Here is a 14,949-nt window from a genome sequence, read left to right on the forward strand (position 1 = left end):
AGGTGCAAGCATGACCACAACACGACTGACCATGGCCCAGGCCCTGGTGAAATTCCTCGATAACCAGTACGTCGAGGTCGATGGCGTCCAGAGCAAGTTCGTCGCCGGGGTCTTTACCATTTTCGGCCACGGCAATGTGCTAGGCCTTGGCCAGGCGCTGGAGCAGGACAGTGGCGACCTGGTGGTGCATCAGGGCCGCAACGAGCAGGGCATGGCCCACGCCGCCATTGGTTTTGCCAAGCAGCATCTGCGCCGAAAAATCTACGCTTGCAGCTCATCGGTTGGCCCCGGTGCGGCGAATATGCTGACCGCCGCCGCCACGGCGACGGCCAATCGTATCCCGTTGCTGCTGTTGCCCGGCGATGTCTACGCCAGCCGCCAGCCGGACCCGGTGCTGCAACAGATTGAGCAGTTTCATGACTTGAGCATCAGCACCAACGATGCGTTCAAGGCCGTGAGCAAATACTGGGATCGCATCAATCGCCCCGAGCAACTGATGACTGCCGCGATCCATGCCATGCGGGTGCTCACCGACCCGGCCGAAACTGGCGCGGTGACCCTGGCACTGCCCCAGGACGTACAGGCCGAAGCCTACGATTACCCGGATTACTTTCTGCAAAAGCGAGTCCACCGTATCGATCGCCGCCCGGCCACCGAAGCGATGCTTGGCGATGCCTTGGCGCTGCTCAAGGGCAAGTGCAAACCGTTGATCATCTGTGGCGGCGGCGTGAAGTATTCCGGGGCCAACGCGGCGCTGCTGGCCTTTGCCGAACGTTTTGAAATCCCCTTCGCCGAGACCCAGGCCGGCAAGAGCGCCGTGGTCTCCAGCCACCGGCTGAACGTCGGAGGCGTCGGCGAAACCGGTTGTCTGGCGGCGAACCTGCTGGCCAGGAAAGCTGACCTGATCATCGGCATCGGCACCCGCTACAGCGACTTCACCACGGGGTCCAAATGGCTGTTCCAGCACCCCGATGTGCAGTTTCTCAATCTCAATATCAGTCCGTGTGACGCCTTGAAACTCGACGGTGTGCAATTGCTGGCCGACGCCCGTTCGGGCTTGGAGGCGTTGTCCGCCGCGATGGGGGACTACCGCGCCGAATGGGGTGCGCTGATCGCCGATGCCAAGGGCCAGTTGGACGCCGAGGTCGACCGGGTGTACCAGGCCGATTATCGAGCCGAGGATTTCGTCCCGGAAATCAACGATCGCATGGACCCGGCGGTGTTTCGCGAGTTCATCGAACTCACCGGTTCCTGCCTGACCCAGAGCCGTGTATTGGGCACCCTCAACGAGACCCTGGCGGACGAGGCGATCATCGTTGCCGCCGCCGGCAGCCTGCCCGGCGATTTGCAGCGCAGCTGGCGCAGCAAGGGTGTGAACACCTATCACGTCGAGTACGGTTATTCGTGCATGGGTTACGAGGTGAATGCGGCGCTGGGCGTGAAGCTCGCCGAGCCCGACAAAGAGGTGTATGCCCTGGTGGGCGACGGCTCCTACATGATGCTGCACTCGGAGTTGGCGACCTCGATCCAGGAGCGACGCAAGATCAACGTGGTGCTGCTGGACAACATGACGTTCGGTTGCATCAACAACCTGCAAATGGGAAACGGCATGGACAGCTTCGGCACCGAGTTCCGCTTCCGCAACCCGGACACCGGCAAGCTCGACGGCGCGTTTGTACCGGTGGACTTCGCCATGAGTGCGGCGGCCTACGGGTGCAAGACCTACAAGGTGAAGACCCTCGATGAACTCCACGCAGCCCTGGCCGATGCGCGGTTGCAAACGGTATCGACCCTGATCGATATCAAGGTCCTGCCCAAGACCATGATCCACAGCTACCTGTCATGGTGGCGGGTCGGCGTGGCGCAAGTCTCCGCCAGTGCCCGCACCGATGCACTCGTCCAGTCCCTCAACGAACGACTGGCCCAGGCCCGTCAGTATTAACTGCGCCAACCCTACTGAAGGAGTTCTACATGTCTTTGAAGCTGGGCGTCATCGGTACCGGGGCCATCGGCCAGGACCATATCCGTCGTTGCAGCCAGACCTTGCTCAACAGCCAGGTGGTCGCGGTGACCGACATCAATCTGGCTCAGGCGGCGAAAGTGGTGGCCGACCTGAAACTGAGCGCCGAGGTCTATTCCGATGGGCATGCGTTGATCAAGGCGCCGGACGTGGAGGCGATCCTGGTCACCTCCTGGGGCCCGAGCCATGAAGAGTTTGTGCTGGCGGCGATTGCGGCCGGCAAACCGGTGTTCTGTGAAAAGCCCCTGGCTGTCACGGCCCAAGGCTGCCGCCGGATCGTTGAAGCCGAAGTGGCCCACGGCAAGCGGCTGGTGCAGGTAGGTTTCATGCGCCCATACGATGAGGGTTATCGCGCACTCAAGGCGGTAATCGACAGCGGCCAGATCGGCGAACCGCTGATGCTGCATTGCGCCCACCGCAACCCGAGCGTGGGCGAAAACTATAAGACCGACATGGCGATCACCGACACGTTGATCCATGAACTGGATGTGTTGCGCTGGCTGCTGGCCGATGACTACGTTTCGGTGCAGGTGGTGTTTCCACGCAAGACCAGCAAGGCCCTGGCCCACTTGCGGGACCCGCAGATCGTCCTGCTGGAAACCGCTAAGGGCACGCGCATCGATGTGGAAGTGTTCGTCAACTGCCAGTACGGCTACGACATCCAGTGCGAAGTGGTGGGGGAGACCGGAATCGCCCGGCTCCCGGAACCGTCCCAAGTGCAATTGCGCAGTGGCGCCAAGTTGTCCAACGCCATTCTGATGGACTGGAAGGACCGGTTCATTGCGGCCTACGACGTTGAATTGCAGGCTTTCATCGATGGCGTGCGGGCCGGGCAGATAGGCGGGCCGTCGACCTGGGACGGCTTCGCTGCGGCAGTGGCGGCGGATGCCTGTATCGAAGCGCAGCAGAGTGGACAGATTGTGAAGGTCGACTTGCCCGAGCGCCCGCGTTTCTACGATCTTTAGCAGTGATTTACACGGACCTTTAATAGGCTACGGTAAGGGCGGTCACGGCTGATGAGCTCAGCCGTGAGACCAGGAAAACCCTGTATCCATACCGTCCCCCGTAGCGCCCGGCAAAGTATCTGATTGCTCCCCAATTCGTTACTGATGCACTGCCTGATCGGCGCTGCTGGGGCGATGACCCCATTCGGCCGGATAATTGGGCAGGAAAAGCGCCAGTAGCGTGGCTAATCCCCCGAGGGCAATCAGAGCGGTAAGCGGCACGGCATAGCTGCCGGAGGCGGTTTGCATGGCGCTTACGACAAATGGAGAAAGGCCCAGGAAAATAGTCGAGATGGCCATGCTCAGCCCTTGCAGTTGGGCGAAGCATTTCAAACCGAAGTAGCGAGCAATGAGGAACGGACCAAGGGATGACTCGGAACCCATCGCAAAGCCCAGAAGCGCGTTGGCGACGAACAGCAGGGTTACGTTGCCGTGATTGACATAAGACAGTAACAGGCCAGCAGGCACCGCCGCGAGGAGCGGGAAAACGACCCATGGTCGGCGCGAGCGGTCCAGGATCATGCCGCCACAGAACAGACCGACGATCGACGCAATGAACAGCACAGATTGCGACAGTGCGATGGTCGAAGGATCGAATCCTCGCTCGCCAAAAAAACCTACTGCGTTTTGCCGCACCGCCATGGGGCCGGTCGCCGTCAATGACAATGAGAGAACGATTAAAAACCAGGTCCGATTCTTGATTGCACTCCTCAATGTGAGGCCGGGAATCTCCTTCAGATCAGCCTTGGTGGGGGGCTTGGGGAATGTGGAGCCTGCCTTTACATAGTCAGGTTCCGAGAGGAGGAACAGCGCAGCTGGAACTCCCAAGGCCAAAATACAGCCGGCAATGACGTAATAAGTGCCATCCCAGCCGAGACCGCTGCCCGGGGCGGAGTGGGGGGAACCAATCATCCAAAGAAACACAGGCGAGAGAAACGCGCCTGCAAGGCTAGACGCGGCGCCGATCAGGGCGAAACCTATACCGCGATGGCGAGGGAACCATCCTGTGATCACTTTGAAGACCACAGCGAAACTTGCCATGAAGCCGAATACGGACGCAAGCGCGATCATGAGGCCAAGAATCCAGGAAATCGAGCTGCAGAGCGGCACCAGCGCGGTTACCGCGGCGTACAAGATTGATGACGGGATGGCGACTCTTTTTGCGCCCCACCTATCTACCCAAGCGCCCGCGATCGGCAGAAAAATGGGTGAGATTAGCAGTGGCATGGCCACGAACAGTAAAATGGCCTCTGGCATGGGCCTTCCGGTTTGAGCTGAAAACGACGCCGTGATGAAGGGCATCATTGCCGAGAGGCCTGCCGGGCTGAGCGTCATCAAGATGACACAGCCAACAAGCGCAGCTTTAGCGCGAGGAGATGCCTGTAGCCAATCCAGGACATAGCTTCCCCACGATGCTTTGGTCGAGATTGGCTCGGGCAGTGAGGAGTGATCAATGATGTGTGCCAATGTTATCTCTCCAATATCTTGAGGGTAGGGGGGTAATCCCTACCCTCTTTTTATTTGGCCGCACGCAGTACGACTTTTGGTTCGATGGGCGTTATTGCTTCGCAGGGCCTGGCGGTGTGCCAGGTGCCGAGGTCAAGGCTGCGAACATTGGAAACGGCGGCAGTCCGAACATGTTCCGACCGTTGATCTCGGCCATCGGATCGATGCGGAAGGTGCCATGGGAGGCCAGGACATGAATGTCGCGCATGAACCGCTGGATAGGATTGCTCAGGCTCACTGTCGAAGAGCCCAGCGCGAGCTGAAGGCTGTCGACTACCTTCACGCATTCATGGATCTGGTACACAAGGTCCATGCCGATCTGCGGCTCGTCCTGGGGCGAGAAATCCTCTCCTGCCAGGGCGCGACGATCGATCTCGTCGGCATGCCCGAAGATCACGGCCTCGGCGGCATTCACTATCGCTCGCGCCTTGCCTGCGACGACCTGGATGCTGGCCATTTCAGACATGGTGGTATACGGGACGTTGAACGGAGGTCGCTTCTTCGCCTGCTCGATGAATGCCTCCAGCGCGCCCTTGGCCATGCCGCAGGCGAGCGCCGCGAAGGAGACCGACGCTGACACCATCGAGCCGACGGGGCCGTGCATGTATCCGACTCCCTTGTATTTACCGCGAAGCGCGCCAATGAGTCCGACCAGTTGGTCCATATGAACGACACGATGGTCGGGAACGAAGACTTCTTCGGTAGCTTCAACGCTGTTGCTCGACGTTGCCTGCAGACCCATGACCTTCCAGTCATCAAGGATCTGGTATTGGTCTTGTGACAGTATTGCCATTGCGCGGCGTTGCGCCCCAGTTTCGGGATCGGCATAGCTGATGCCGACCGAGCCCCAGGCTGCGATGCGGCACCCGCTGCCGAAAGGCCATTTGCCCTTGACCATGAAGCCGCCTTCGACCTTGCGGCCTTGGCCCGCGTGGGGGGCCAGGATCGTTGCGCCAAACATGAGTGGACCGACCCAGCTGTCCACGTCGCTGAATACTTCGTTGCGTGCGCGCTCCGGGAAGGCCAGCGTGACGCGAGCGGCACTGCTAACAATCACCGTCCATGCGGCGGACGCGTCCACTTGGCCTAGGGTATGGACGATCTCGGCGGTGTCTCGCACGCCGAGCGCGTAGCCGCCAAGTTCGATGGGAAGCGTGATCTTGAAGGCACCGGCTTCGTGCAAAGCCTGTACTGTCGTAGGTACAAGTACTCCGAGTTCATCTCCTTCGCGAACATTGGCGCGCAGCAGATCGAACTTCTGGATCAGCTCATCGCGCATCTTTTTGCCGACTTCGCTCAGATAGGGCGATTCCGGAAATCTTAGCTTCGGTGGCATTGGAAAGTCCTTCGGTGGTGTAGGGAAATCTTTACTCATGGCAACCTCAGGTATTTTTCTCTAGACACGGGTCCGAAATTTTTTGAACGTACTTCAGCGTCCAATGAGTTCCCTCTCGAGCCCGAAAAGTGGTGGTCATGTACCAGTCATACATCTGGCCAGCGTGGTGGGGGGCTGGCGTAGGGCCTTCATCAGGAGGCGGCGCAAATGCTCAACAGTTCACGGCCGTTGCCTGGCGCATTCGGATCGTGCTGGATGTAGTCCTCGCAGATAACCGGGTCATTACTTCCACGACGGTTTACAAGCTTCTAATGGGTTGATTGCAACGGCAGCGCCGTTGAGAAGGCATCTTCAAGCACCCTCCGGAAGGAAAATAGGTGCATTTATCACATTATTTTTCCAGGCGCTTTTTTCTTCATCTTGTGCAGAAAAATGAGGCTCCCCGACTACGGTCTTGCGGCGCTGGTGTCAGGCTTGGATGTCGACAGCAGTGGCACCATGCCTAAGCGGCAACGTGTCCCGTACTGCTCAGATAGAAGTTCTTCGGTTAAATCCGACGCTATCGAGGGCTCGATAGAGGGGCTGGAATGTATCGGCTGTGCTCTTCTGCACACTGGACGAAGCAGGGGTCTTGTCGACGCCCGTCGGTCATGGAATAGAAAACGAATAAAATTCTAAAATCAGTTGATATGGAAAATATTTTCCAATAAAGTCGATTCCAGGTTACCGACACCCTGTCCGCTTCCTGCCAAGCCAGCCTTGCACGGATGACAGACGAAACAAAAACAAGAAACACAGCTAGGTACCGTCGATGAAAACCTTCAGCCGCTCTGCGTTTCACCTGCTACGCCTGTCCGTAGTCCTTCCTCTGTTCGAATCCCTGTGCATCCAACGCAAGGGCGCCGTGGTGTGTTGCATGCCCGGCGCGCCCATCGTGCGCTTGCCCCGTTCCTGAGATCCGCCACGCCTTATCCATAAAACCAACAAAAAAGTGGAGAAAGACCGTTCATGAAGACCAAGACCCGTATCGCCTCGCTGGCCCTGTCGTTGATGCTCACCAGCGGCGCTGCCCTGGCGGACCTGAAGATCGGCGTCAGCATGTCTCAGTTCGATGACACCTGGTTGACCTACCTGCGTGAATCCATGGACAAGAAAGCCAAGTCCCTGCCGGACGGCGTCACCCTGCAGTTTGAAGACGCACGCAGTGATGTGGTCAAGCAACTGAGCCAGGTGGAAAGCTTCATCAGCCAGAAGGTCGACGCGATCATCGTCAACCCGGTGGACACCGCCGCGACACAGCGAATCACCAAGGCCGCCGTGGCCGCCGGTATCCCGCTGGTCTACGTCAATCGTCGTCCCGATGACCTGAAACTGCCCGTCGGCGTGGTGACCGTCGCCTCGGACGACCTGGAAGCCGGCCGGATGCAGATGCAATACCTGGCCGACAAGATGGGCGGCAAGGGCGACATCGTGATCTTGCTGGGTGACCTGGCGAACAACTCCACGACTAACCGCACCAAGGGCGTCAAGGAAGTGCTGGCCAAATACCCCAACATCAAGATCGAGCAGGAGCAGACCGGCACGTGGTTAAGGGACAAGGGCATGACCCTGGTCAACGACTGGCTGACCCAGGGTCGCGAGTTCCAGGCCGTGGTAGCCAATAATGACGAAATGGCCATCGGCGCCGCCATGGCACTCAAACAAGCAGGCACTAAGAAAGGCAGTGTATTGATTGCCGGGGTCGATGGCACGCCGGACGGCTTGAACGCCATCAAGAAAGGCGAGATGGCAGTCTCGGTGTTCCAGGACGCCAAGGGCCAGGCCGATGGCTCTATCGATACGGCGGTGAAAATGGTCAAGAAGCAGCCGGTCGAGCAAACCGTGTGGGTGCCGTATCGCCTGATCACACCGCAAAACGTCGATCAGTTCAAGTGACGTTCAACGCCCCATCGGTCTCACCACAACAATAAGCAGGCAAGGTCGCAACGTCGACCTTGCCGAGGGAGTACCTGACCATGTTCGCTTCAGCGACTGCTTCGAGCGCCCCGGCGATGACTGCCCAGCCAGATGTCATACCTGATGATTCGTACCTGCTGGAAGTCGTCAATGTCAGCAAAGGGTTTCCCGGTGTGATCGCCCTGTCCGACGTGCAGTTGCGGGTACGCCCCGGCTCGGTGCTGGCCCTGATGGGGGAAAACGGCGCGGGTAAATCCACACTGATGAAAATCATCGCCGGTATCTACCAGCCGGACGCTGGTGAACTGCGCCTGCGGGGCAAACCGGTGGTGTTCGACACGCCTTTGGCGGCATTGCAGGCCGGCATTGCGATGATCCATCAGGAACTGAACCTGATGCCTCATATGAGCGTCGCCGAAAACATCTGGATCGGTCGCGAGCAACTCAACGGCCTGCACATGATCGACCATGGCGAAATGCACCGCTGCACCGCCAGGCTGTTGGAGCGGCTGCGCATCAACCTCGACCCCGAGGAGCAAGTGGGCAACCTGAGCATTGCCGAGCGGCAGATGGTGGAGATCGCCAAGGCTGTGTCCTATGACTCGGACATCCTGATCATGGATGAACCCACATCGGCCATCACCGAGACGGAAGTTGCCCACCTGTTTTCGATCATTGCCGACCTCAAGTCTCAGGGTAAGGGCATTATTTACATCACCCATAAAATGAACGAAGTGTTTGCCATCGCCGATGAAGTGGCGGTGTTTCGCGACGGTGCCTACATCGGTCTGCAACGGGCCGACAGCATGGACGGCGACAGCCTGATTTCGATGATGGTCGGGCGCCAATTGAGCCAGTTGTTCCCGGTGCGGGACAAACCCATCGGTGATTTGGTGCTGTCGGTCCGCGACCTGAGCCTGGACGGGATCTTCAAAGGCGTGTCCTTCGACCTGCATGCCGGGGAGATCCTGGGCATCGCCGGGCTGATGGGCTCGGGTCGGACCAACGTGGCCGAGGCGATCTTCGGCGTAACCCCGAGTACCGGCGGTGAAATCCGGCTGGACGGCCAACCGGTGCGCATCAGCGACCCGCACATGGCCATCGAAAAGGGTTTTGCCCTGTTGACCGAGGACCGCAAGCTCAGTGGCCTGTTCCCGTGCCTGTCGGTGCTGGAAAACATGGAGATGGCCGTGCTGCCTCATTACGTGGGCAACGGCTTCATCCAGCAGAAAGCCCTGCGCGTCTTGTGCGAAGACATGTGCAAGAAGCTGCGGGTCAAGACGCCGTCCCTTGAACAGTGCATCGACACTTTGTCCGGTGGTAATCAACAGAAGGCGCTGCTGGCCCGCTGGCTGATGACCAACCCGCGCATCCTGATCCTCGACGAGCCAACCCGTGGCATCGATGTTGGCGCCAAGGCCGAGATCTATCGACTCATTTCCTACCTCGCCAGCGAAGGCATGGCGGTCATCATGATTTCTTCGGAGTTGCCGGAAGTGCTGGGTATGAGCGACCGGGTCCTGGTGATGCACGAAGGCGACCTGATGGGCACCCTCGATCGCAGCGAGGCGACCCAGGAGCGGGTTATGCAACTGGCCTCGGGCCTGTCCTGAATGCCAGTCAGTTCAAATAAAAAAGGTAAGTGGCTATGAACGCGATACTGGAAAACAAACCCGCGGCCGCACCGGCCAGGACGCGCCGGCGGCTGCCGACGGAGCTGAGTATCTTCCTGGTGCTGATCGGCATCGGCCTGGTGTTTGAAATGTTCGGCTGGATCATGCGCGACCAGAGTTTCCTGATGAATTCCCAGCGCCTGGTGCTGATGATCCTGCAGGTGTCGATCATCGGCCTGCTGGCCATCGGCGTGACCCAAGTGATCATCACCACCGGTATTGACCTGTCCTCCGGCTCCGTGCTGGCGCTGTCAGCCATGATCGCCGCCAGCCTGGCCCAGACCTCGGACTTTGCCCGAGCGGTGTTCCCCTCCCTGACGGACCTGCCGGTTTGGATCCCGGTGGTGGCGGGGCTCGGCGTGGGACTGCTGGCCGGTGCAATCAACGGCAGCATCATCGCTATCACCGGTATCCCGCCTTTTATTGCCACCCTCGGCATGATGGTCTCGGCCCGTGGTCTGGCGCGCTACTACACCGAAGGCCAGCCGGTGAGCATGTTGTCCGACTCCTATACCGCCATCGGCCATGGCGCGATGCCGGTGATCATCTTCCTGGTGGTGGCGGTGATCTTTCACATCGCCCTGCGATACACCAAGTACGGAAAATACACCTACGCCATTGGCGGCAACATGCAGGCGGCGCGTACGTCGGGCATCAACGTCAAGCGCCACTTGGTGATCGTCTATAGCATCGCCGGTCTGTTGGCGGGGCTGGCCGGGGTGGTCGCATCGGCGCGGGCGGCGACCGGGCAGGCCGGTATGGGCATGTCCTATGAGCTGGACGCGATTGCGGCGGCTGTCATCGGCGGTACCAGCCTGGCGGGTGGAGTAGGGCGCATCAGCGGGACGGTGATCGGGGCGCTGATCCTCGGGGTGATGGCCAGCGGTTTTACTTTCATCGGTGTCGATGCCTACATCCAGGACATCATCAAGGGGCTGATCATTGTGGTGGCGGTGGTCATCGACCAGTACCGTAACAAGCGCAAACTCAAGCGCTGAAAGTCCTTTTATAGTGACAATGCGCCACGCCTGAACCGCGTGGCGTTGCCATTTGTCTTCTTAATACAGCTATTACACCGAATTTCTTGTTATAAACGCACTCCGATGACCGCCAAAAGCCTGTCAGAGAGCATTTGAAGGGGATGTCGGGCATTTTCCCTATGTTTTCAGTTGCTGAGGCCTCGACTCGGCCTTAGACTGCCGCCCCTCGTAAATTGAGTGCCGGGTGGCGCTTGGAATAAACGGCGCCTTCCCGATGAGCGCGGCAGCTGCGCTGCGGGACGCTCCATAATTCGCCTTAATGCACGTTTTTTTTATAGAGAAATCAATGACAAAGGAAAAGTTGCTGGCCATGCCGGCGGATGACTACATGAACGCCGAGCAGCTGGCTTTCTTCACCAAGCTGTTGAAGAACATGAAGGTCGAAACCCACGAGCGCATCGAACAGAACCGAATCGCCATTGAGAGCCTGGACACCCCGGCTGACCCGGCGGACGCTGCTTCCGTAGAAGAAGAGCGTACCTGGCTGGTCAACGCCATCGATCGTGACCAGCGCATGCTGCCTCAACTGGAGCAGGCCCTGGACCGCATCTCTGCCGACAACTTTGGCTGGTGCGACGACAGCGGCGAGCCGATCGGCCTCAAGCGCCTGCTGATCAGCCCGACCACCAAGTACTGCATCGAAGCTCAGGAACGTCACGAGCAGATCGACAAGCACCAGCGTCAGGCCTGAGTCCCGTTTCAGAAAAAGATCGCAGCCTTCTCTGAAGGCTGCGATCTTTTATTTTCGTCTCCACCTGTTTGTCTACTCCCATTGACCTGCTGCAAGAACACGACTAATGGACCATGGATAATGGCCCGGTAGTGGCGTTTAATGCGGTCATAACAACGAGAAGCGTGGGTGACGAAGATGGCGACAGACGGATCTCTGGCGGCTGCGGTGCCGGCCCAGGTGCCTGTGACAAAAGGCCTGGCACGCTGGCTGACACCGACCTTGCAAAGCCTCGCCCTGACGATACTGCTGTGCGGCATGACCCTGGGTGGTTGGTCGTTGTACCTGGGCCTGCCCCTTGCAATGCTGATTGTCTGGTTGCCACGCCTGCGCTCGCGCATGGCTTCTGTTCCTGAGCCGGCGGCGGCCCACAGCCTGGCCGAGCTGACCCGTGATCTGTCCTACACCACCAGCCATAACGCGTTGTCAGCGGCCGGCGTCGCCTATTCGGTCAAGCAATTGGCCGGCAAGGTCCAATCCCAACTCGATGCAGCGGCGCAAATCGTCAGCAATGCCGAGTCGATGATTGCCACCGAACAGGCCACCTCGCACCTCAGCCAGCAAGCCCTGAGCGCCGCCAGCGAGGCCCATCGCAGCAGCGTTGCCGGACGCAGCGAACTGGTGGAGTCCATCAGCCGCATGCACCAACTCAGTCAGCGCGCCAACGACAGCCGCGAGTTGATCGAGGCCTTGAGCGTGCGCAGCGATGAAATCCAGCGGGTAAGCCTAGTGATCCAGTCGATTGCCAGCCAGACCAACCTGCTGGCGCTGAACGCCGCCATCGAAGCAGCGCGGGCCGGTGAACATGGCCGCGGGTTCGCCGTGGTGGCCGATGAGGTTCGTGGCCTGGCCGGGCGTACGGCCGCGGCGACCGGCGAGGTTGGGGTGATGGTGGCGGACATCCAGCAGCGCACCGCCCAGGTGGTGGAGCAGATCCGTCAACTGGCCGGTGACCTGGACGGCGGTGTGCAACAGGTCGAGCACACGGGCCAGCACCTGGAAAACATTGCCCTGCTCGCGGCGGGTGTCGAAACCCAGGTCAGCGCCATCGCCCAGGGCACCGACACTAATCGCGAACAACTCGACAGCTTGTTCCATGCTATCGAACAGATGCGCAGCGACCTGGCCATCAGCGACCAGCAGACCCAGCGCCTGGCCGAAGCGGCAGTGCAGATGGAAGGCCAGGCCGAAACCATCAGCGAACGCCTGGCCGAGGTTGGCCTCGACGATTATCACCAACGGGTCTACGACCTGGCGCGGGAAGGGGCGAGCCGGATCGCCACGCAGTTCGAGGCCGATATCGACCAGGGCCGTATCAGCCTGGAGGACCTGTTCGACCGTAACTATCAGGCCATCCCCAATACGCAGCCAGCCAAGTACCAGACCCGCTTCGACCGGTACACCGACCAGGTGCTGCCGGCGATTCAGGAACCGTTGCTCGCCCGTCATGAGGGCCTGGTGTTCGCGATCGCCTGCACCCAGCAGGGTTATGTGCCGACCCACAACAACATCTTCAGCCAGCCGCTGACCGGCGATCCTCAGGTGGACACGCTGAACAACCGTACCAAGCGCAAATTCTCCGATCGCACCGGGATTCGCTGTGGCAGCCATCAGCAGCCCGTGCTGTTGCAGACCTATACCCGTGATACCGGCGAACTGATGCACGATCTATCGGTGCCGATCATGCTCAAAGGGCGTCATTGGGGCGGCTTGCGGCTGGGCTATAAACCCGAGAAACCGCGGTAGGTTCACTTCGAACAAACCTCCAGACTAGGCAAGGTTGCCTTTGTGGCGAGGGGATCTATCTGTGGGAGCAAGCTTTGCTCCCACAATGGGGATAAACCCCCTTATTTACCGTCGTGCAAACGTACGTTCAACTGGTCCACCAGCACCGCCTCTTCGCCGTCGGCGAGCAGTGATTCCCGGAGCAGGTCCTTCTGCTGATCCGACCAGAAATCGGCCTCTACCAGTTTAATCTCCGGGTCCAGCGGGTGTTCCATCACGAAATCGTCGATGGCGTCGCCGTCCGAGGGCAGGCCTAGTTGGTCGAACAGGGTTTTGAGTTCGTGGGAAGGCTGTTCCATGGGATTCTCCTTTGCGCGGGCGCCGTGATGGCGCCTCGGTTGCTTCCCTTTATCTGAGGCAAGCGGTTGCCAGGAGTTCGATCGGATTCAGGCTTTCAAGGCCCCTTCATCCACTGCCAGCTTCAGGGCCTTGGCCGCCTCCCTGGCGGCCTCGGCGGCGATCTCTGGGGTCTTGAACCAACGATCCTTTTCTACTTGGTGCCAACTGACAGTGGTCAGAGGAGGTTTGGTGCGCATCACGATGACGGCCTGGAATTCGCCTTCGACCTCTCTGGCTTCACCCCGGATAAAAAATTCGCCGATATCAAATTCCGTCACGTCGCGCCTTCTCTTCAAAATTCATATTATTAGTGCGCGAGCCGCCAATAGGGACGGTCTTCGCTGGGCGGGCAGTATGGCAGCAGTTGCCTGTTGGCGGCTGAGTTAAGTCATGGACGGGGCGTATATGAGGTCAGGCACCGCGTTCGAGGCGTCTGGCCAGGTAGCAGGCCTCGTTATGATCGGTTCGGAAACCTCTTACACGTCCAGTCGATGTTTCTTCAATATGAAAAAAACATTTGCCGGCCAGGACGACCCGGTAGCGCGGTTGAATCAGCGAAATCGGCAGGTGATCGGCCCCGTCAAACGTGTCATGAGTATCAACGATGCAAGGGGTGACAGGGTGAGTCAGGGTTGTGAAAGTGCCCATGTGAATTCCTTTTCTATGGTTTACCGACGAATTGCCGAGTACTTTGAGTAGCCTCCACGCCTCCGACTGCTCTAGAATCAGCAGCACCGTGGGGACGGTTGTGCCTATCTAAAGCAATTTTTTTTGGGCTCGATGTCAGAAAAATGCTTTTTTAAGTGAGAAATTTCCCTAAAGTTAGTAGTCCCACCTTTTCCGATGCTCAGAGTGGTGTTTTCCTTCAGCCTCTGACGCCCCCCGGGAAAGACGGCGAGAGCGGCAATCCTTTAGTCTTCTCTCGCACCGGGGCAGGGCGCACCGTTTACTTCGAAATTCAGTGACAGGTCCATTGCGACACTACAGTCGGCACGGGTTCTCGTGGTCCGTCCTTTCCAGAGGGTGGGCCGCTTTCAAAGATGGGGATGTTTCCTTGGCAGTAAGTAATCTCGACATGCATGCGTTATTTGTACTTGGTGACCTGCGGGCAAAACTGGTCAAACAATTCCAGTCACGTTTCGTCTACATCACTGAGCAGACCGCCGAAGGTATTTATGTTGCCGAAATCGACACTGAGTCGGCTCTTGTGGTCGATGACAAGCCCAGGCTTGAACTCAAGGTCGGTGACCATTTTCGTGCAGCGGTATTGCCAAGCCGTGAGGGCGGCAAGTTCGAAATCAAGTTCCGCGAAATCAAACTGACGGTATATGGCCTTGGGGATTACGCATTCGTCAGCACCACCGACGGCCATGCGATCCTGTTCAAGGAAGGCCACAGCGTGGTGACCGTGTTCGCGGCCAACGAGCAGCTGCAGGAAGGCTTGACCAAGACCCTGAAGGCGGTCACTGCCAAAGCCGCCAAGTGGCGCAAGGGCGAACTTGTGACGTTCAAGGCCAGCGAGTGATGCGTGCAGTGCCAGTGAACAGAGTGAGTACCGGG

Annotated in this window: 14 protein-coding genes; 9 read left to right on the forward strand and 5 right to left on the reverse strand. The window is 59.0% G+C overall.

All coding sequences use genetic code 11. From position 1 onward, the window contains the following. The first annotated feature begins 10 nt into the window (after positions 1 to 10). Together iolD and iolG are read left to right on the forward strand one after the other, a co-directional pair. Positions 11 to 1,942, forward strand: a complete 1,932-nt coding sequence (iolD, locus tag ACA047_RS12555) for a 3D-(3,5/4)-trihydroxycyclohexane-1,2-dione acylhydrolase (decyclizing) (RefSeq protein WP_497359493.1) — start codon at positions 11 to 13, stop codon at positions 1,940 to 1,942. 29 nt (positions 1,943 to 1,971) lie between these two features. Next, the gene (gene iolG, locus ACA047_RS12560; RefSeq protein WP_497359494.1) at positions 1,972 to 2,985 is read left to right on the forward strand and encodes a bifunctional inositol 2-dehydrogenase/D-chiro-inositol 1-dehydrogenase; all 1,014 of its coding nucleotides are present in this window, start codon (positions 1,972 to 1,974) and stop codon (positions 2,983 to 2,985) included. Between the two features lie 138 nt (positions 2,986 to 3,123). Here iolG and ACA047_RS12565 read toward each other — a convergent pair whose 3' ends face one another. Together ACA047_RS12565 and ACA047_RS12570 are read right to left on the reverse strand one after the other, a co-directional pair. Further along, positions 3,124 to 4,491: an MFS transporter gene (locus ACA047_RS12565; RefSeq protein WP_497359495.1), complete on the reverse strand. Its 1,368-nt coding sequence runs from the start codon at positions 4,489 to 4,491 to the stop codon at positions 3,124 to 3,126. A gap of 91 nt (positions 4,492 to 4,582) precedes the next feature. Next, positions 4,583 to 5,905 carry an acyl-CoA dehydrogenase family protein gene (locus tag ACA047_RS12570; RefSeq protein WP_497359496.1) on the reverse strand — a complete coding sequence of 441 codons (1,323 nt, stop codon included), beginning with the start codon at positions 5,903 to 5,905 and terminating at the stop codon, positions 4,583 to 4,585. Positions 5,906 to 6,677: 772 nt separating this feature from the next. Here ACA047_RS12570 and ACA047_RS12575 point away from each other — a divergent pair. The 6 genes from ACA047_RS12575 to ACA047_RS12600 all read left to right on the forward strand — a co-directional run bounded on the left by ACA047_RS12575 (position 6,678) and on the right by ACA047_RS12600 (position 13,011). Then, positions 6,678 to 6,821: a hypothetical protein gene (locus ACA047_RS12575; RefSeq protein ID WP_497359497.1), complete on the forward strand. Its 144-nt coding sequence runs from the start codon at positions 6,678 to 6,680 to the stop codon at positions 6,819 to 6,821. A 53-nt stretch (positions 6,822 to 6,874) separates the two neighbouring features. After that, complete coding sequence (locus tag ACA047_RS12580; protein ID WP_497359498.1) at positions 6,875 to 7,801, forward strand: sugar ABC transporter substrate-binding protein; 927 nt, start codon at positions 6,875 to 6,877, stop codon at positions 7,799 to 7,801. Positions 7,802 to 7,881: 80 nt separating this feature from the next. After that, the gene (locus ACA047_RS12585) at positions 7,882 to 9,435 is read left to right on the forward strand and encodes a sugar ABC transporter ATP-binding protein (protein WP_497359499.1); all 1,554 of its coding nucleotides are present in this window, start codon (positions 7,882 to 7,884) and stop codon (positions 9,433 to 9,435) included. Positions 9,436 to 9,470: 35 nt separating this feature from the next. Continuing rightward, positions 9,471 to 10,493: an ABC transporter permease gene (locus ACA047_RS12590; RefSeq protein ID WP_497359500.1), complete on the forward strand. Its 1,023-nt coding sequence runs from the start codon at positions 9,471 to 9,473 to the stop codon at positions 10,491 to 10,493. Between the two features lie 328 nt (positions 10,494 to 10,821). Then, a complete protein-coding gene (locus ACA047_RS12595) occupies positions 10,822 to 11,226 on the forward strand; it encodes a TraR/DksA family transcriptional regulator (RefSeq protein ID WP_497359501.1) in 405 nt (134 codons plus the stop codon). Positions 11,227 to 11,787: 561 nt separating this feature from the next. Beyond that, positions 11,788 to 13,011, forward strand: a complete 1,224-nt coding sequence (locus ACA047_RS12600) for a methyl-accepting chemotaxis protein (RefSeq protein ID WP_497360327.1) — start codon at positions 11,788 to 11,790, stop codon at positions 13,009 to 13,011. A gap of 101 nt (positions 13,012 to 13,112) precedes the next feature. Here ACA047_RS12600 and ACA047_RS12605 read toward each other — a convergent pair whose 3' ends face one another. The 3 genes from ACA047_RS12605 to ACA047_RS12615 all read right to left on the reverse strand — a co-directional run bounded on the left by ACA047_RS12605 (position 13,113) and on the right by ACA047_RS12615 (position 14,037). Further along, entirely contained in the window at positions 13,113 to 13,349 is a 237-nt protein-coding gene (locus ACA047_RS12605; RefSeq protein ID WP_497359502.1) for a DUF2789 family protein, read from the reverse strand. A gap of 87 nt (positions 13,350 to 13,436) precedes the next feature. After that, complete coding sequence (locus ACA047_RS12610; protein ID WP_497359503.1) at positions 13,437 to 13,667, reverse strand: hypothetical protein; 231 nt, start codon at positions 13,665 to 13,667, stop codon at positions 13,437 to 13,439. Positions 13,668 to 13,800: 133 nt separating this feature from the next. Next, a complete protein-coding gene (locus tag ACA047_RS12615; RefSeq protein ID WP_497359504.1) occupies positions 13,801 to 14,037 on the reverse strand; it encodes a hypothetical protein in 237 nt (78 codons plus the stop codon). Between the two features lie 427 nt (positions 14,038 to 14,464). On the opposite strand from ACA047_RS12615, the gene ACA047_RS12620 reads away from it, so the two are divergent. Next, positions 14,465 to 14,914: a hypothetical protein gene (locus tag ACA047_RS12620; RefSeq protein ID WP_497359505.1), complete on the forward strand. Its 450-nt coding sequence runs from the start codon at positions 14,465 to 14,467 to the stop codon at positions 14,912 to 14,914. Positions 14,915 to 14,949 lie beyond the last annotated feature (35 nt).

The sequence above is a fragment of the Pseudomonas sp. LBUM1664 genome, from assembly GCF_059695895.1.